Raw genomic sequence first — 17,808 nt, 5'->3', positions numbered from 1 at the left:
GCTTTTTTTTTAATTACCTTTGTGATATGAAGTTGAATTATTCTTTTATTATTCCAGTTTATAATCGCCCTGAAGAAATAAAAGAGCTTTTAGAAAGCTTTGAGTGTGTTGATTTTGCTAAAAATCATGAAATTGTAATTGTTGAAGATGGATCACAAGAAACTTCCGAAATGATTGTGAAAAACTTTTCATCCTCATTAAATATTTCATATTATTTTAAAGAAAATTCTGGACCAGGAGATTCTAGAAATTTTGGAATGGAAAAGGCTAATGGAAACTATTTTATCATATTAGATTCAGACTGTATATTGCCTTCTCATTATTTAAAAACGGTAGATGATTATTTGAAAAATAATTATGTTCATTGTTTTGGCGGTGCAGATGCGGCACATGATAGTTTTTCTAAGCTACAAAAAGCTATTAATTATGTAATGACTTCTTTTTTAACTACTGGAGGAATTAGAGGAAGTGAAAAAAGTGTAAACAAATTTGAACCTAGAAGTTTTAATATGGGAATTTCTAAAGAGGCTTATAAAAATACAAATGGATTTTCTAAGATACATCCTGGAGAAGACCCAGATTTATCGCAAAGGATACTAAAACTAGGGTATGAAACAGTTTTTATCCCAAATGCCTATGTATTTCATAAAAGAAGAATTTCATGGAACAAGTTTTATACTCAGGTTAAAAATTTTGGCTTAGTTCGCCCAATACTAAATAAGTGGCATCCAAACGCTTCAAAAATTACATTTTGGTTTCCAACATTTTTTGTATTTTTTGTAGTAATTTCCATTGTAGGAGCACTCCTAAAGAATGTATTTATAGTACTCCCATTATTGGTCTATTTAAGTGTAATCTTTATAGATTCAACAATAAAAAATAAAAGCTCAGTTATAGGTTTTCTTTCTATTGCGGCACTATTTATACAATTTTTCGGCTATGGTATTGCATTTTTAAAATCTACTATATTAATAAAGCTATTAAAAAGAGACCCTGTTAAACAGTTTCCTAATCTATTTTTCAAGTAAATTTATCAAAAGACGATACATAATGTTTAAAAAAATTGGTACACAGATTAAAAAAGGAAAAATAAATGGATTTTTATTCTTCTTATTAATATCCTCTGTGTTTTGGTTTTTAACTAAATTCTCTAAAGAATATACTGCTTCAGTATCATCTAATATTACGTATAGTGATTTACCTACAAATACAGTTTTATCTACAACGAATGATTCAGGTTTATCTTTTGATCTTACTGCAAATGGCTTTGAGTTTTTATTCTTTAAAATTAAAAAACCAATAATTCAAATCAATTTAAATAAATATTATAATCAAGGTAATAACAATGTGATAATTTCAGACGTGGAGCTTAGGCGTATAATTACGTCTCAACTGAACTCAAATTTATTAGTTAAAAATGTTTCAAAACAAGAACTAATAATACGATTAAACGAAATAATATCAAAAAAAGTTAAAATTTCTCCACAGTTAGATATAACATATCAAGATGGTTTTAAGGCAACAGCTGGGCTTAAAATAATACCTGATTCTATTCAAATTTCTGGGCCTGAAGAAATTTTAAATGAGATACATACAATTAGCACAAAGCTTTTAAAATTGGAAAATGTAAATAGTTCAATTTCTGAAAGTATAGAAATATATGCTGTTGATAATAAGGATATTATCGTTCGTCAAGAAAATATAAAATTAGAAATTGAAGTTGATGAATTCACTCAGAAAAAATTAATCATTCCTATAGAAATTATTAATAATGATAATGAGAATACGCTGAAAATTACTCCTGAAGTTTCAGGAATTACATTCGATGTTTCCGTTAGTGACTTTAAACTATTAACAGAAAATGATTTCCAACTAGTTTGTGATTATTCAGAAAAGAGAGAAGAAGATAATGTCATTATGTTAAAGCTTATAAAACAACCTACTAACATATTCAATGTGGAATTGGAACACAAAAAAGTTAATTTTTTAATTTTTAAGGAAGCGTTGTAACATTGTAATTTAAAAAATGAAAATAATAGGGTTAACAGGAGGAATAGGTAGCGGGAAATCTACTGTAGTATCAATGTTTAAAGACTTTGGTGTTCCCGTTTATATTGCAGATGATGAAGCAAAAAAGCTAACAAATCAATCAAAAATTATTAAGAGAAAGCTGACTAAGCTTTTAGGTGAAAAAACATATATCGATGGAGTTTTAAACAAACAATTTGTTGCAGAAAAAATATTTAGTGATACAGACTTATTAAAAGCGACCAACGCTATCATTCATCCTAAAGTTGCAAAACACTTTTCTAAATGGGTGACAAAGCAGGAAGGCACTTATTGTTTAAAGGAAGCAGCAATATTATTTGAAAATGAGGGATATAAAAAATGCCACGCAACCATATTAATTACATGTCCAGAAAATATTAGAATAGAAAGAGTCTTAAAAAGGGGGGGTATTACCCCAAAAGATTTAGATAATAGACTAAAAAATCAATGGACTGATGTTATTAAAGAAAAGTTAGCGGATTATGTTATTGAAAACATTGATTTAGAAGCAACTCAAAAAAAAGCACAAAAAATTCATAATATTCTTTCAAAAGGGTGAAATAATTGATAATATTTTAATTTGTTAACATTTGGTTAAATGAAGACATCTCTAAATGTTAAAATCTTACTTTTGATTTATGAATAGAAAACTTTTTAAACTCCTCATTGCTTTAATGACCCTATCGATGATAGGGATTATTTTTGTTCAAGGGTATTGGATAGTAAATTCATACGAAACAAAAGAAGACCAATTCACTTTAAATGTTCGTCAGCTGTTAATCTCAGTATCAAAAAACCTTCAATTACGCGAAACAGAAGAATATTATAAACTGTATAGCAGTGTAATTGATACAATTGAAATACCTGAAAGCGTAGGTTTTACGGAGTTAATTTATACGATTAAAAATGATCGTAATAATGAAACCTATATTTTTTCAGATGGTATATTAGAAGAAGATTATAAATTACCCTTTAGTAATTTAAGTTTAGATTTTGATAGTATTCGAATTCGAAGACTTACCAGTAGAAAAAGCACTACTAAAATTATACCTAGTCTTGATGGAAGTTCGAGAGTGAAATCGAAGAAGGAAACTTTTAAAAGATTAAAGGATTACGAGCGAAATCATTTTGAAAACGTTTATAGTAATATATCAGCCAAAACACCCATTCATAAAAGAGTAGATAAGGAAGAATTACACGAATTAATTTCTAATGAACTTTTAGAAAGAGGTCTTGATTCAAAATATGAATATGCAATTTATGCAAACGATCTTGCCACAACGGTAGTTTCAGATAATTTCACATTAGATCGGCAGTCAACTTATGGAGTTCCTTTATTTGTGAATGATGAGTTTAATACAAATTACAAATTATATGTAAACTTTTCAGACAAGAAAAAATTTGTATTAAGTTCTATTTTAGGTATGGCAATTCTTTCATTGGCTTTTACTACAGTTATTATATTTACCTATACGAGTGCAATTCGTCAATTATTACGTCAAAGACAAATTTCACAGATAAAAACAGACTTCATTAATAATATGACTCATGAGTTTAAAACCCCTATTGCAACTATAAATCTTGCTTTAGATGCGTTAAAAAATCCTAAGGTTAGGGATGATCAGGAATTCATAAGTAGGTATCATAATATGATCCGGGAAGAAAACCGTAGAATGCATGCTCAAGTTGAAAATGTATTGCGTATTTCAAAACTAGAAAAAAATGAATTGGATCTTCAGAAAGAAATAGTGAAACTTCACGACTTAATAGAAGATGCAATTTCACATGTGAGTTTGATTGTTGAAGATAAGGGGGGGTATATAAACACACATCTTGATGCTGCAAGTTCATCAATAATAGCTAGTGACACACATATTATAAACGTTTTAGTAAATATATTTGATAATGCAATTAAGTATTCAGAAGAAGCACCAAAAATTGATGTTTATACTGAAAATGTAAAAGATACTATCATCTTAAAAATAAAAGATCAGGGTATTGGTATGAATAAATCAGTACAGAAGAAAATATTTGAAAAATTTTATAGAGAGCATATGGGAGATATACACAATGTCAAAGGGCATGGTCTTGGTTTATCTTATGTAAAACGTATTCTCGATGATCATGAAGCCCCAATATATGTTGAAAGCGAAAAAGGGAAGGGAAGTACCTTTATTATTAAAATACATTTAATCTCATAAATATGGAAACAGAAAACAAAAAAATTCTTTTAGTAGAAGATGATCCAAATTTTGGAACTGTACTGAAAGACTACCTTGCGATGAACGATTATAACGTTACTCATGCAAAGAATGGAATGGAAGGATTTGAAAAATTTAAGAAAGATGATTACGATCTTTGTATACTTGATGTAATGATGCCCTATAAGGATGGATTTACATTGGCTAAAGAGATTCGTGAAAGAAATAAAGAAGTGCCTATTATCTTTTTAACTGCAAAAGCATTAAAAGAAGATGTGCTTAAAGGATATAAAGTTGGTGCCGATGATTATTTAAATAAACCATTTGATAGTGAAGTGCTTTTAATGAAAATTAAAGCAATCATTCAAAGAAAAGCAACAGATTCTTTAGCAGATAGTAAAGAATTTGAATTTGCAATAGGAAACTTCTTCCTTAATTCGAAATTACGTTTCTTGTCTTATCATAAGGAAGATCCTGTAAAACTTTCGCCTAAAGAAAATGATTTGCTAAGACTATTAGCATTGCATAAAAATGATTTAATGCCAAGAGAGTTAGCATTAACTAAAATATGGAGAGACGATAATTATTTTACTTCTCGAAGTATGGATGTATACATAGCTAAGCTTAGAAAATATTTGAGTTTAGATGAAGGAGTTGAAATAGTTAATATCCATGGAGAAGGATTTAGATTAGTAGTGAAGAATGAAGTAGATCACTAACAAACCCCAAATGGATTAAATGTTATTTTAGGAAACGTCCAAATTTGGACGTTTCTTTTTTATAAACGCAATTATTTCTGAAACATCTAGCTCATAATTGAACCATTGTATTTCAGCGTTTTTACGAAACCAAGTTCCTTGTCTTTTAGCAAAACGGCGGGTATTTTTTTTAATCTCTTCAACAGCAAAATCTTTGGTAATATCGCCATCAAAATAACTAAATAATTCCCTGTATCCAACAGTTTTCAGGGCATTAAGATGCTTGTTGGGATGTAAACCTTTAGCTTCTTCTAGTAAGCCTTCCTTCATCATGATATCAACCCTTTGATTGATTCGATTGTATATAATTTCTCTATCTGCTGAAAGACCAATATAGATAGTTTCAAAATTTCTAGCAGGTTTCTCTTTATTCAAATAAGTAGAGTAGGGAAGTCCGGCTGCTCGATAAACTTCTAGAGCTCTAATAATTCGATGTTGGTTTTGAATGTCTACTTTTTGAAAATATTTTGGGTCAACTTTTTTAAGTTCTTTCTGAAGTGTTTCAAGGCCTTCTTTTTCAAATAGTATATTTAAATCTTCTCTTATTTCTGAAGGAATTTCAGGAAAACTATCTAATCCTTTTGTAACAGCATCTAAATATAGTCCAGATCCGCCAACCATGACTACAATTTCATTTTTCAGAAACAATTCATCTAATCTTTCTATAGCATCTTTTTCAAAATCTCCAACACTATAATTTTTAAATATACTTCTGTCTTGAATAAAATGATGAGGAGTTGAAGCTAATTCTTCCGGAGAAGGAACGGCAGAACCAATACGCATTTCTTTGTAAAACTGACGGGAATCTGCTGAAATTATTTCCGAAGAAAAAGTAGTTGCAAGCTTAATTGATAAAGCAGTTTTCCCAATAGCTGTTGGTCCTACAATACAGATTAAGATAGGCTTTCCGGCATGAGTTTCCATTAGAGGTCTAAGTAATTTAGTACTTCACTACAAGAATGGCAATACTTTGCTTTATCGTCATGGGCTTTCTCATTACAATTACTACAAACTTGCGTATTTGTATGTACTGTATCCTCTTTATCCATAGCATACTCTGCACTTACAATACCAGTAGGGACAGCAATAATGCCATAACCCATAATCATCAATATTGCAGCTATAAACTGGCCCAATGGACCTGCAGGAGCAATATCACCATATCCAACAGTTGTTAAGGTAACAATGGCCCAGTAGATACTTCTAGGGATACTTGTAAAACCACTTTCTTCACCTTCGATTAAATACATTAAAGTACCTGCTATGATTGCTATGATGAGTACAGTGAATAAAAAGATTAAAATTTTTGGTCGACTATGTTTTAATGCAGTTTTTAACTTATTTGCTTCACCTACATAGCGTGTAATTTTTAATATTCTAAAAATTCGCAATAAACGAAAAGCTCTTACAGTCAATAAATAACTAGTTCCAAGAAAAATATATGATAAGTACAATGGAATGGTGGAAATAAAATCTATAATTCCATAAAAACTAAATATATAACGGAAAGGTTTTTTAACAGTGATGATACGAAGTATATATTCTAAGGTGAAAAAAACGGTAATAATCCATTCACCTATGTATAAAACCTTATGGTATTCTAGGTCAATAGATTTAACGCTTTCTAACATTACAAGAATTACACTTAACAGAATAAGTATCAGTAAAACAACATCAAATATTTTACCCAATGGAGTATCGGCTTCATAAATGATTTCATGAAGTTTACTTCGCCAAGTATGTTTTTTAACTTTAGTCATTTGTGGTTTAATCTTTGTTAAATTTAATTAAGTTTTAAGTATTTAATGTCTCAATTTAATGGAATTATTTTTAGCACTTTATTTTTTCTTAAATACGCATGCAAAATATGTTGTGCGTCTCTATTATTAGTCATGGGTGTTATTAGAGAACGAACAATTTCAGGATTGTTAATCTGAAAATTTAAATTGTAAAATCCATAGCCTTTATAAACACCGTTTTCAATAAGTATTACAGAGCGTTCGTCAATATCTCTTCCTCTATCAATGATTAGCATATCTTGACTTTCATAGGAATGTTTTTGAATATATTGGTTTACACGATTGTTGTATTCCTCAACAGACTCTTCATTAACACAGGCTCCATTACATTGTTTTAAGCTATATAAAAAACAAGCCGCTTCACTTTTATGTAATCCTGTTAGTTTTTGACAAAGATGATACTCTTCTGTTATTTTGAACATATGAGATTTTGCCTGTTGGTAATTAGTAAAAGTAGTAATCAATTTTTTCCGAAGATCAGTCTTTTCCACTTTTAAATTAATATAGCCTTCATCATCTTTATAACTAGCTAATTGATATTGAAATATAGATTTTTTTAAAGCATGATTAAACATGGGTTTGTTATGTTTAATCTCTTCACTTTCCTTTAGTTGAGCAATTAAATCATTACCAGTTAACTCATATGAAACAGATGCAACTTCCAGTTGAATCTTTATAGATTTTCGGTTATCATTAGTAAAATGTTGGAGTAATCTCTTCTTAATATTTTTACTTTTCCCAATGTATATTATGGTACCATTAGCACGGTGCATATAGTAAACACCAATACTGTTAGGAGCAGTCGCTATAATATCAATTAATTTAGGTTCTAATTTACGTTTAGTGTCTTTTTTAATAGCTGAAGAAATTATTTCTTTTGAGATATCTTTCTCCAATAAAAGTTTAAATAAAGTAACCGTAGCTTTTGCATCTCCCTGTGCACGATGTCTATCTGTGATTGGAATCCCTAAAGATCTAACTAATTTTCCTAGACTATAAGAGGGTAAATCTGGAATTAATTTTTTTGAAAGTTCTACAGTGCAAAGTGTATTGAGTTCAAAAGAGTAGCCTAAGCGGTCAAATTCAGTGGTTAATATCCTATTATCAAAATTTGCGTTATGTGCAACAAGCGTACAGCCTTCAGTGATTTCAATAATACGTTTTGCCACCTCATAAAATTTAGGAGCATTTCTTAACATTTCATTGTTAATTCCTGTTAGATTGACTACAAATGGTTGAATTGTTTTTTCAGGATTTACGAGGCTACAAAATTGGTCTACAATTTTATGCCCATCAAATTTATAGATGGCAATTTCAGTAATACCTTCCTCATTGTATTTGCCTCCGGTGGTTTCTATGTCAAGTATTGCGTACAAATTATATGCTGTAATTTCTTTCGCCAAATATAGCACTTCCAACGCGAACCATAGTGCTTCCATGGGAAATTGCAATTGGATAATCACCACTCATTCCCATAGAAAGAGTGTTCAAACTATAGTGGTCTTTATGTGTAGTATAAAAGGTGTTTAATTTCTGAAACTCTTGGCTTAATTGATCTTCGTCATTTGTAAATGTTGCCATTCCCATGAGTCCTTCTATTTTTATATTCTGAAGTGTTAGAAATTCTTCTGAAGTTAATAACTGTATAATATCCTGTTCTATCATTCCAAACTTACTTTCTTCACTTGCTATTTTTAACTGAAGCAAACATGAAATAATTCTATTATTTTTTAGGGCCTGTTTATTTATTTCTTTTAATAACTTTAAACTATCAACGGCATGAATTAATGAAACAAAAGGAGCCATATATTTAACTTTATTACTCTGTATATGCCCTATCATATGCCATTCAATATCTTTTGGCATTTCAGTAAATTTTGAAGCCATTTCTTGAATTTTATTTTCACCAAAAATACGCTGCCCAGTATTGTAAGCTTCCATAATTTCAGAAACTGGTTTTGTTTTAGAAACAGCTACGAGGGTTACTTCTTTTGGTAATTTAGCTTTTAATTCAATAATATTTTCTGAAATATTCATAGTATATAATTAAAATCAGAATTCGTAAATGGTAATACCACTACGTAATTTAGGTTCAATAAATGTGCTTTTTGGAGGCATTACAAGGCCTTCATCTGCAATGCTTTTTAATTCCTCCGTTGTAATGGGCAACAATCCAAATCCAACTTTAAACTCACCTGAATCAACTAATGTTTTAACATGTGCTAAGTCATTTTTTCCATGAGAATAGCTTAGTCGAGTATCATTTCGTAAATCTTGAATCCCTAAAATTGGTTTTAAAACAGTATTATAAAGAATTTGAACATCTAAGGCATCTAAAGCATTTTGTATTTCATATTCAGCTTTTCGAAGGTATAATGAATAAAATTCACCGTCAAGATACATACTAAAGTGTTGCTTTTTTGAGGGTTTATAATACTCTAATCCTCTGTCTTCAATTCTGAAAACTTCATCTAATTGAATTAAAAACTCTTCTTTACTTAAACCATTTAGACCTTTAACCAAACGATTGAACTCATATATTTTCAAATCACTTTCAGGAATTAAATAACTCATAAAATAGTTATAAGGTTCAGTTCCTGTGTGATTTTCATTTTCTTCCTTCATATCTTTTGCAAGAAGGTAAGAAGAGGCAGAACGATGATGACCGTCGGCTATATATAATGTTTGAAATTCTTTAAAAAGGGAATGAATTCGGTTTACTAATTTTTCATCATCCAAATTCCAAACATAATGTGTGTCCCTATAAGTCGTTGTAAACTCGTATTCTGCTCGAGAACTCATGACCTGTTGAATGATACCTTTTAACTCATCATTATCAGGGTAAGTAAGTAGAACAGGTTCTGCATTAAAACCTACTGTTTTCAGGTATTCTTTAAATATATTTTCCTGAAACTCAATGGTGTTTTCATGTTTTTTTATTATATCATTTTCATAATCCCAAGCACTAGCTCCCGCGATGATACCATTAAACTCTTGGCCTTCTCTATTCACAATTTTATAAATATAGAAACTAGGAAGGTCATCTTGTATAAAAATATCTTCCTCCTTAAACTCTTGATATCTATTACGGACTAATTTATACCTGCGTTCTCCAGAAAGTTTTTTATGGTATTTATAACCAGGGTTTAAAACATGAAGAAAAGAATAAGGATTAACTCGCATACGCGAATTACGTTCCTTTTTCGAATAACTATCATACGATCTAGAAGCAATAAGGCTTACCTTATCACGTGTGGGTCGTACTGCTTTAAATGGAATAATGTTAGCCATAGTTTATGAAAACATATTTGCTACTTTTTCAGCTCTTCTATTTTCGCTATAATCGTAAAAACCTTCACCACTTTTTATTCCTAATTTACCAGCCATGACCATATTTACTAACAGTGGGCAAGGTGCGTATTTTGGATTTTTAAATCCGTCGTTCATTACTTTTAGAATTGAAAGACATACATCTAAGCCAATAAAATCTGCTAATTGTAGCGGTCCCATAGGATGTGCCATTCCTAATTTCATTACCGTGTCAATTTCTTGAACGCCAGCAACACCATTGTATAGAGTTTCGATGGCTTCATTAATCATAGGCATTAAGATACGATTTGCAACAAAGCCAGGGTAATCATTTACTTCTACAGGCACTTTATTTAATTTTTCTGAAAGTTCTTTTACAAAGGTATACGTTTCATCGCTTGTATTATATCCTTTTATGATCTCAACCAATTTCATAATTGGAACAGGATTCATAAAATGCATTCCAATGACCATTTCAGGTCTTGAAGTTACCGCAGCGATTTGAGTAATAGAAATAGAAGAGGTATTACTTGCAAGAATAGTGTCGTCTGGACAAAACTTCTCTAGTTCTCTAAAGATATTAAGTTTTAAATCTAAATTTTCAGTAGCAGCTTCAACCACAAGACCTGCATATTCAACACCTTCCTCAAGGTTTGTATAGGTTGTAATATTATTTAGTGTTTTTAATTTGTCTTCTTCAGAGATTCTTTCTTTTGCTACCATTCGATCCAAATTTTTGGTAATGGTTGCAATTCCTTTGTCTAGAGAGGTTTGAGAGATATCAATTAATTGAACTTTATAATCAAATTGAGCAAAAGTATGGGCAATTCCATTTCCCATTGTACCAGCTCCTATTACTGCAATATTTTTCATATTTATGCCCGCGAAATCGGGTAAATTTAATTAAACTTCTTTTATATTATTTTAAAATTTTCAATCACTTGCATAGCGACACGCAAGGCTTCTGTACCTTGACTTAAAGATACAATAGGTGTTGTATTATTATTTATTGCATCTGCAAAAGTCTCTAACTCATCAAGTATTGCATTGTTTGGATCCACAGTTGGGTTATCAAAATAGATTTGTTTTTTAATACCCTCAGCATTGGTTAAAATCATTGCGAAATCATCAGGATTTTTTGGAGCGTCTTTCATTTTAACAACTTCACATTTCTTTTCTAAGAAATCTACAGAGATATATGCATCTTTCTGAAAAAATCTAGCTTTACGCATATTTTTCATAGAAATTCTACTTGCAGTTAGATTAGCAACACAACCGTTTTCAAATTCAATACGTGCATTAGCAATATCGGGAGTTTCACTGATCACAGAAACTCCACTCGCAGTTACTGTTTTAACATCAGATTTAACCACGCTTAAAATAGCATCGATATCATGTATCATTAAATCTAACACTACAGAAACATCTGTCCCTCTTGGGTTAAATTCAGCTAGACGATGCGCTTCAATAAACATTGGATTGCTTATTTGATGGTTTACTGCAGAAAACGCAGGGTTAAATCGTTCTACTTGTCCAACTTGTCCTTTGACCTTATGTTTTTTAGCTAGTTCACGAATAGTTTCAGCTTCTTCAACTGTATTTGTAATTGGTTTTTCTATAAACAAATGCTTGCCAGCTTCAATCACCTTTTTTGCACAATCAAAATGATATATCGTAGGAGTAACTACATCAACAATATCACAGGCATCAATTAAAGCTTCCATACTTTGAAAACTTTTATAACCAAATTCTTGTACAATTTTTTCGGAAGCCTCTTTATTTGCATCATAAAACCCAACTAATTCATACTTTAAAGATTGATTGAGTAGTTTTAAATGAATTTTACCAAGGTGACCAGCACCTAAAACACCTGCTTTTAACATTGAATTCTGTTTTTTACAAAGATAATAGTATTTATAATAAAATCACTACGGAAGAAGCTTGTTTCACTTGGATTCCCCATTTTTCTTTTCTTACTTTGTAAGGATTAAAACTTTGCTTTTGAAAGATACATTTACCCACCAGGGAATGCGGAAAAAATTAGTAGAAACTCTTAAAAATAAGGGGATTGTTAATACACGTGTTTTAGAAGCGGTAAATAAGATCCCAAGGCATTTATTTATGGACTCTGGTTTTATAGATCATGCGTATGTAGATAAAGCTTTTCCAATTGGTGCAGACCAAACCATATCTCAACCTTATACCGTAGCAAGACAAACGGAACTATTAGAGGTGCAAGCAGGTGATAAAGTATTAGAAATTGGAACAGGGAGTGGTTATCAAACCGCTGTTTTATTAGAGTTAGGGCTTCAAGTATATACGATTGAACGCCAAAATGAATTGTTTAAAAAAGCAAAGCTCTTTTTGCCAAAGTTAGGCTATCGTCCTAAAAAAATAATATTTGGAGATGGCTATATTGGTTTAGCAGAAAAAGCACCTTTTAAAGGTATTATTGTTACTGCTGGAGCACCTTATGTTCCGAAACCATTATTAGCTCAATTGAAAATAGGCGGTAAGTTAGTTATTCCTGTAGGGGATACTATTCAAATAATGAATGTGTTTACCAGAACTTCGGTAACAGAATTTAAGAAAGAGGAATTTGGGGAGTTTCGTTTTGTACCCTTGTTGGAGGATAAGAACTAATTATTAAAATCCTTCTTGATTCTACTCAAATCACGTTTATTATCACGATCCTTCAAAGTTTCTCTTTTATCGAATTGTTTTTTACCACGGCATAAAGCTATCTCAACTTTAGCAAGCCCGTTATCGTTGGTAAATAGTAACAAAGGAATAATGGTAAGTCCTGAATTTTTAACCTCCTTTTCAAGTTTTTTTAATTCCTTTCTATTTAGTAATAGTTTACGTTCACTTTTTGGGCTATGGTTATAACTATTACCATGTGAATATTCTTGAATAGTCATATTAATAACAAATAACTCATTGTTTGAAAATTCACAAAAACTTTCAGCGATAGAGGCTTTACCTTCACGAATGGCTTTAATTTCAGTACCTTGTAATACGATACCTGCAGTATATCTACTGATGATTTCGTATTCAAATCGAGCTTTACGATTTTTTATTTTAACTGTTTTTTGTAATGCCATAACAGCAAAAATAAGACTATTTTAGTAAAATTCATTTCAGAAATACATCCAATTGTAAGGTGTGACTATTTTGCTGACTAATTCACTAAATTCGAACCTAATGAAATACTTTTTTTTCCTATTGATACTAACTTTATCTTTTTCTTGCAAGCAGGAAAAGAAAGTAGAGTCTGCCCAAAATATTATTGATATGGCTATCAATAAAGCATGTAATGAGTATTGTGAAAATGCGATTATAGATTTTACTTTTAGAGATCGATGCTATGTCAGCACAAGAAAAGAAGCGTATTATAAGTTTGAAAGAATTACAAATGATTCAACGGGTGTTACGAGAGATATTTTATCTAATAAAGGATTTCAAAGATTTAAAAACGATACACTTTTAACAGTGGTTGATAGTATGGCTGTTAAGTATGGTAATAGTGTAAATTCTGTACATTATTTTGCGCAATTACCTTATGGTTTAAATGATGCTGCAGTTATTAAAGAAATGCTTGGAGAATCAACTATTAATAACGAACCTTACTATGAAATAGGAGTGCATTTTAAAAAAGAAGGTGGTGGAACTGATTACGATGATACTTTTGTGTATTGGATTCATAAAGAAAACTATACAGTTGACTATTTAGCGTATCAATATAGCGTGAATGGTGGGGGAATTCGTTTTAGGGAAGCATATAATGTGCGAATCATTGAAGGAATACGATTTGTGGATTATAACAATTATAAGCCAGAATCATTAGAAACTCCTCTAACAAATTTAGATGAATTGTTTCAAAAAGGTAAACTTAAACTACTTTCTAAAATTGAAAATGAAAGTATAGGAGTTTCTTATTGAATTTCTACTTTTACAACTTCAGAAATAATAGTTTCTCCTATAATTTTGACGATATAAAGGCTAGAGTTATCAAAGTCATCCATATCTGGATATTTATTTTCCCCAAGCATATTATTAACTAAACGAGGAATCGTATTACTATGGCCTACTATTAAAATAGTTTCTCCTTTCGTAATCGACTTAAAATCATCAGCATACAACTCATTAGGTATATAATATTGCACACCGAGATAATAATCTACAGAAACATAGTAGGAGGTTAGTTGTGTTCTGTTATAGTCTGTTGAAAAAATTTGATTGATATTTTTATCACTGAAATAAGTTGCCCAGTATTTAGCTCTTTCTACCCCTTTTTCAGTTAAACCAGGGTCATTATTAGTTGAGTCGCTTCTGTCTTTTTCAGCATGTCTAATTAAATAATAGGTAGTTTCTGTAGCGCCTAAAGATGATTTAGATGACGTTCCTTCTATTTCAGTATTAGAATTATTTTCTTTTTTTTCTGAATTGTTACAGGAAAAAACAACAAGAATTAGACTTAGTAGGATTAACTTTTTCATGAAATAAATATGTTATTTTAAAAGATAAAAGTAACATATTTATTTCAATATTATATGGTAAAAAAGAGTACTAAACTATAGGTAACCGTAATCATTGTAATGGTACCAATGTAAATTGCCAAAGGCGTGTTTCTTTTAAAATTACTTGTTGTACTTTTTGTTTTTGTCTTAATTGTTCTCATGACCGTTAATTTTTGATTGATGCTATTAAGACGAGCCAAAAACAATTTTGCTACATTTTTCTTTTTTTAAATGAAGAGATTCTGTTTTCGAAAGTGGTTGATTCAATGGGATTTAAAACCGTATTAAATAAGCTCATCAAAGATTCCGAATGTGTTTCTCTTTCTTGCTTTAACAAGTTAAAATGTACAAATGAACTCCACATAATGGCTTTAATCTCTGTTTTTGCTTTATTCCACATTCGCAGTTCTACTTTTAATACGGAATTATTGAATTCTAATAACTGAGAATCTATAATTACTTCTTCCATTAAGAATGCTGGTTTTAAATAAGCAATTTGATTACTGCCAACCACCCAGCTTTTTGCTGTTTCACGAGCCATTTTATAAATATCAATATTATAATATTTAATTAATTGATCTTCTCTCGCATTTATGAGGTAATTGATATAGGATGCGTTATTTAAATGATTAAAAGGATCGCAATCCTGAAATCTAATTTTTGTAGTGCTTTCTAATATTTTAGGTAAATCATTCATAATATAAATACCGAATGGTATGTGTTAGGTTAAATTTTTTATACTTGTAAATCTTTTTTAATTAATTCGTCTATTTCATTCATTGCTTCTTGTAAATAACTGTCATCGTCCATAGTATAGGTCATAAAAATAGCCCCTTCAATTCTACTATATAAATTTTTAGAGAATAAGACAGCGTCAACATTATTCTTAATTTCTCCTTCAGCTTTTCCCCATTCAACAAGCTTGGCAATATTATTCTGTGTTTTATTAATAACATAGCGTACTTGATTTAATAATGAAGTATTTTGATTTTTAGCATCTACACCAATATTAAGTAACGGACATCCTCCAAGTTCCTGACTGTAATCATAATAGCCTTTGTAGAAATCTATGATAAGAAATAGTTTCTCTAGCGGTGACTTACTTTGCTCTTGATGTTTAGCAATCCGTTTTAAAAGATCATTTACGTTTTTGTTAAATGCTGCGATTGCAACAGCTTCTTTATTTTTAAAGTTGCCATAAATAGCCCCTTTTGTTAGGCCTGTAGCTTTAGTAATATCAGACATGGATGTAGCGGCATATCCCTTTTGATTAAAAAGAGGAGCTACTTTTTCAATAATAAACCGTGTAGTTTTTTCAGATTTAGAAATCACTTAGAATAAGTTTAGACCACTAATGTATGATTAATATACTAATTGGTATAATTTTTATTTCACAATAATGTAATTATAAAATGCAGTCATCATTTCAACAATACTTTGTTTGCCAAGTTGAAGTCCTTGGTTTGGATTTGGATTGAATGGGTTTTGATAGGTATTGTCAAAAATACCCTCGACTTTAATTATGAATCCTTTTGGAATAAATAAAACCTCTATGATTTTGGCTTTCTTTCTTTTCTTAAAGTACTATTTTGAAACACTTTAGCTTTTCTAGTTTGTATTTCTATTGTTTTTAAGTAAATTTAATATCTAATTCATCTACTAAAACCTGAGTAGTATATTCAAGAACAAGATTTTTTTTTGCAGAATTAAGAAAATTACTTATGCCTTTTCTTTCAATAAAAGCACACTTTTTAATAACATAATTATTTGTTAAAATATAAATTAATATATTCGCCCAAACTAAAAAAACTATTATGAAAAAAATTACTTCCTTATTGCTTTTGATGACAATTTCAATAGCTTCTTTCGCTCAAATAAACAATTATAATGTAGGTGATACTGTAGATGACTTTACAGTAACTGATGTTTTCGGCGTTGTACATAATCTGAATACTTATGCTGAAGCTGGACAATACATTTATTTAGATTTTTTCTTTGATACATGTGGGCCTTGTCAAGTTACTCAACCAATTTTTAATGAGTTTTTTGATAAATACGGATGTAATGAAGGAGATCTTGTGATGATTTCTATAAATAATGGATCTGATACAGACCAAGAGGTTATAGATTTTGAAGAACAATATGGTGGACCTTTTAATCATGCACCAGCAGTAAGTGCTGATGGTGGTGCTGGAGCTGTAGATTCTAACTTTGGAGTTGCTGCTTATCCAACGTATTGTCTAGTAGGACCCGACAGAACATTATTAGTTAATGATATTTGGCCAATAGCGGGAGTGCAAACTTATGAAAGTGCATTACCAGCAGGAGTAGACCCTGAAGTAATGGTTTGTAGTTTAGGTGTTTTAGATAATGATAATGTTGAATTTTCTATTTTCCCAACTATATCTAACGGGCAGAACATTACTGTTGAATTAGTAACTCAAATAGCTAAAAATATTACTGTTTTTGATGTAACGGGTAAACTAGTTTATTCTAACAATGAAAGTTCAAATCAGGTTACTATTAACCTATCTGTTAATTCAGGAGTATATTTTGTACAAGTTAATACTGATACAAGTTCTTCTACAAAAAAGATTATTATTAAATAAGCTATTGCTTATTAATTGATATAAATTAAAATCCCCTTTAGTTTTAATAAAGGGGATTTTTTTATGGTATTATGAAATTAATATTTTAATCCATTTAAATTAAATAGATTCTGTTATCTAAATTAGTCTGTAAGTATTTAGTATTTTTACTACCAATAAGAAAACAAATTATGGGAATCTTAAATAAAATATTTGGAACGAATGAAACTACTTCAGAAGATAAAAAAGTAATTCCTTGGAATCAACTTCAATCTCTTGAACAATTAAATGAAATTATCGAAGAATCTAAATCGATTCCTGTTGCAGTATTTAAACATTCTACTCGCTGTGGTATAAGCAGAATGGTGATTAAACAATTTGAAAGTAATTATACTATTGAAGCAAGCCAACTAAAATTGTATTATTTAGATTTATTGAACTATAGAGATATTTCTAATGAAATAGGACACAAGCTTCAAGTGATGCATCAAAGCCCTCAACTTATTGTTATAAAAAATACTGAAACAGTTGCTCATGCTTCACATTATGAAATAAATTCAATTGATTTAGAACAATTTATCTAA

21 protein-coding genes are annotated in these 17,808 nt (G+C 30.2%); 9 read left to right on the top strand and 12 right to left on the bottom strand.

From position 1 onward, the window contains the following. The first annotated feature begins 26 nt into the window (after positions 1-26). The 5 genes from ABXT64_RS12770 (at position 27) to ABXT64_RS12750 (ending at position 4,969) form a co-directional block, all read left to right on the top strand. Positions 27-1,028, top strand: coding sequence for a glycosyltransferase (locus ABXT64_RS12770; RefSeq protein WP_443633322.1), 1,002 nt, complete (start codon positions 27-29; stop codon positions 1,026-1,028). A gap of 22 nt (positions 1,029-1,050) precedes the next feature. After that, entirely contained in the window at positions 1,051-2,010 is a 960-nt protein-coding gene (locus ABXT64_RS12765) for a CdaR family protein (protein WP_443633321.1), read from the top strand. Between the two features lie 16 nt (positions 2,011-2,026). Continuing rightward, complete coding sequence (gene coaE, locus ABXT64_RS12760) at positions 2,027-2,608, top strand: dephospho-CoA kinase (protein ID WP_443633320.1); 582 nt, start codon at positions 2,027-2,029, stop codon at positions 2,606-2,608. A 79-nt stretch (positions 2,609-2,687) separates the two neighbouring features. Further along, complete coding sequence (locus ABXT64_RS12755) at positions 2,688-4,250, top strand: sensor histidine kinase (protein WP_443633319.1); 1,563 nt, start codon at positions 2,688-2,690, stop codon at positions 4,248-4,250. Between the two features lie 2 nt (positions 4,251-4,252). Then, positions 4,253-4,969, top strand: coding sequence for a response regulator transcription factor (locus ABXT64_RS12750; protein ID WP_443633318.1), 717 nt, complete (start codon positions 4,253-4,255; stop codon positions 4,967-4,969). A gap of 27 nt (positions 4,970-4,996) precedes the next feature. Here ABXT64_RS12750 and miaA read toward each other — a convergent pair whose 3' ends face one another. From miaA to ABXT64_RS12715, 7 genes are read right to left on the bottom strand one after another with little or no spacing between them, the layout of a single operon-like run. Further along, a complete protein-coding gene (gene miaA / locus ABXT64_RS12745; protein WP_443633317.1) occupies positions 4,997-5,932 on the bottom strand; it encodes a tRNA (adenosine(37)-N6)-dimethylallyltransferase MiaA in 936 nt (311 codons plus the stop codon). After that, complete coding sequence (locus ABXT64_RS12740) at positions 5,932-6,768, bottom strand: ion transporter (RefSeq protein WP_443633316.1); 837 nt, start codon at positions 6,766-6,768, stop codon at positions 5,932-5,934. The genes miaA and ABXT64_RS12740 overlap by 1 nt, the downstream gene beginning before the upstream one ends. Before the next feature lie 50 nt (positions 6,769-6,818). After that, on the bottom strand, positions 6,819-8,183 hold the full coding sequence (locus tag ABXT64_RS12735) for an exonuclease domain-containing protein (protein WP_443633315.1): 1,365 nt from the start codon (positions 8,181-8,183) through the stop codon (positions 6,819-6,821). A 1-nt stretch (position 8,184) separates the two neighbouring features. Next, complete coding sequence (locus tag ABXT64_RS12730; RefSeq protein ID WP_443633314.1) at positions 8,185-8,844, bottom strand: YggS family pyridoxal phosphate-dependent enzyme; 660 nt, start codon at positions 8,842-8,844, stop codon at positions 8,185-8,187. 15 nt (positions 8,845-8,859) lie between these two features. Then, complete coding sequence (locus tag ABXT64_RS12725) at positions 8,860-10,098, bottom strand: DUF1015 domain-containing protein (protein WP_443633313.1); 1,239 nt, start codon at positions 10,096-10,098, stop codon at positions 8,860-8,862. Between the two features lie 3 nt (positions 10,099-10,101). Next, positions 10,102-10,989: a 3-hydroxyacyl-CoA dehydrogenase family protein gene (locus ABXT64_RS12720; protein ID WP_443633312.1), complete on the bottom strand. Its 888-nt coding sequence runs from the start codon at positions 10,987-10,989 to the stop codon at positions 10,102-10,104. Between the two features lie 41 nt (positions 10,990-11,030). After that, positions 11,031-11,999 carry a Gfo/Idh/MocA family protein gene (locus tag ABXT64_RS12715; RefSeq protein WP_443633311.1) on the bottom strand — a complete coding sequence of 323 codons (969 nt, stop codon included), beginning with the start codon at positions 11,997-11,999 and terminating at the stop codon, positions 11,031-11,033. 118 nt (positions 12,000-12,117) lie between these two features. Between ABXT64_RS12715 and ABXT64_RS12710 the strand changes: the two genes are divergently transcribed. Continuing rightward, complete coding sequence (locus ABXT64_RS12710; protein WP_443633310.1) at positions 12,118-12,759, top strand: protein-L-isoaspartate(D-aspartate) O-methyltransferase; 642 nt, start codon at positions 12,118-12,120, stop codon at positions 12,757-12,759. On the opposite strand, the gene smpB is transcribed toward ABXT64_RS12710, so the two are convergent. Beyond that, complete coding sequence (gene smpB / locus ABXT64_RS12705; protein WP_443633309.1) at positions 12,756-13,220, bottom strand: SsrA-binding protein SmpB; 465 nt, start codon at positions 13,218-13,220, stop codon at positions 12,756-12,758. The genes ABXT64_RS12710 and smpB overlap by 4 nt on opposite strands. A gap of 100 nt (positions 13,221-13,320) precedes the next feature. Here smpB and ABXT64_RS12700 point away from each other — a divergent pair, with 100 nt between their 5' ends. Then, the gene (locus ABXT64_RS12700) at positions 13,321-14,058 is read left to right on the top strand and encodes a DUF6503 family protein (protein WP_443633308.1); all 738 of its coding nucleotides are present in this window, start codon (positions 13,321-13,323) and stop codon (positions 14,056-14,058) included. Here ABXT64_RS12700 and ABXT64_RS12695 read toward each other — a convergent pair. Genes ABXT64_RS12695 through ABXT64_RS12680 form a run of 4 tightly spaced genes read right to left on the bottom strand, consistent with a single transcriptional unit; the run spans position 14,052 to position 15,968 of the window. Continuing rightward, complete coding sequence (locus tag ABXT64_RS12695; protein ID WP_443633307.1) at positions 14,052-14,615, bottom strand: SixA phosphatase family protein; 564 nt, start codon at positions 14,613-14,615, stop codon at positions 14,052-14,054. The genes ABXT64_RS12700 and ABXT64_RS12695 overlap by 7 nt on opposite strands. A 50-nt stretch (positions 14,616-14,665) precedes the next feature. Further along, complete coding sequence (locus tag ABXT64_RS12690; RefSeq protein WP_443633306.1) at positions 14,666-14,797, bottom strand: hypothetical protein; 132 nt, start codon at positions 14,795-14,797, stop codon at positions 14,666-14,668. A 50-nt stretch (positions 14,798-14,847) separates the two neighbouring features. Beyond that, entirely contained in the window at positions 14,848-15,333 is a 486-nt protein-coding gene (locus tag ABXT64_RS12685; protein WP_443633305.1) for an acyl-CoA thioesterase, read from the bottom strand. A 38-nt stretch (positions 15,334-15,371) separates the two neighbouring features. Further along, the gene (locus tag ABXT64_RS12680) at positions 15,372-15,968 is read right to left on the bottom strand and encodes a TetR/AcrR family transcriptional regulator (RefSeq protein WP_443633304.1); all 597 of its coding nucleotides are present in this window, start codon (positions 15,966-15,968) and stop codon (positions 15,372-15,374) included. Between the two features lie 482 nt (positions 15,969-16,450). Here ABXT64_RS12680 and ABXT64_RS12675 point away from each other — a divergent pair, with 482 nt between their 5' ends. Both ABXT64_RS12675 and ytxJ read left to right on the top strand, forming a co-directional pair. Continuing rightward, the gene (locus ABXT64_RS12675; protein ID WP_443633303.1) at positions 16,451-17,245 is read left to right on the top strand and encodes a T9SS type A sorting domain-containing protein; all 795 of its coding nucleotides are present in this window, start codon (positions 16,451-16,453) and stop codon (positions 17,243-17,245) included. 170 nt (positions 17,246-17,415) lie between these two features. Then, the gene (ytxJ, locus tag ABXT64_RS12670; protein ID WP_443633302.1) at positions 17,416-17,808 is read left to right on the top strand and encodes a bacillithiol system redox-active protein YtxJ; all 393 of its coding nucleotides are present in this window, start codon (positions 17,416-17,418) and stop codon (positions 17,806-17,808) included.

The sequence above is a fragment of the Candidatus Marifrigoribacter sp. Uisw_064 genome, from assembly GCF_047730175.1.
Classification (GTDB): domain Bacteria; phylum Bacteroidota; class Bacteroidia; order Flavobacteriales; family Flavobacteriaceae; genus Marifrigoribacter.
The sequence above is the reverse complement of the archived record's forward strand: the minus strand, read 5'-3'. Positions and strand labels throughout refer to the sequence as shown.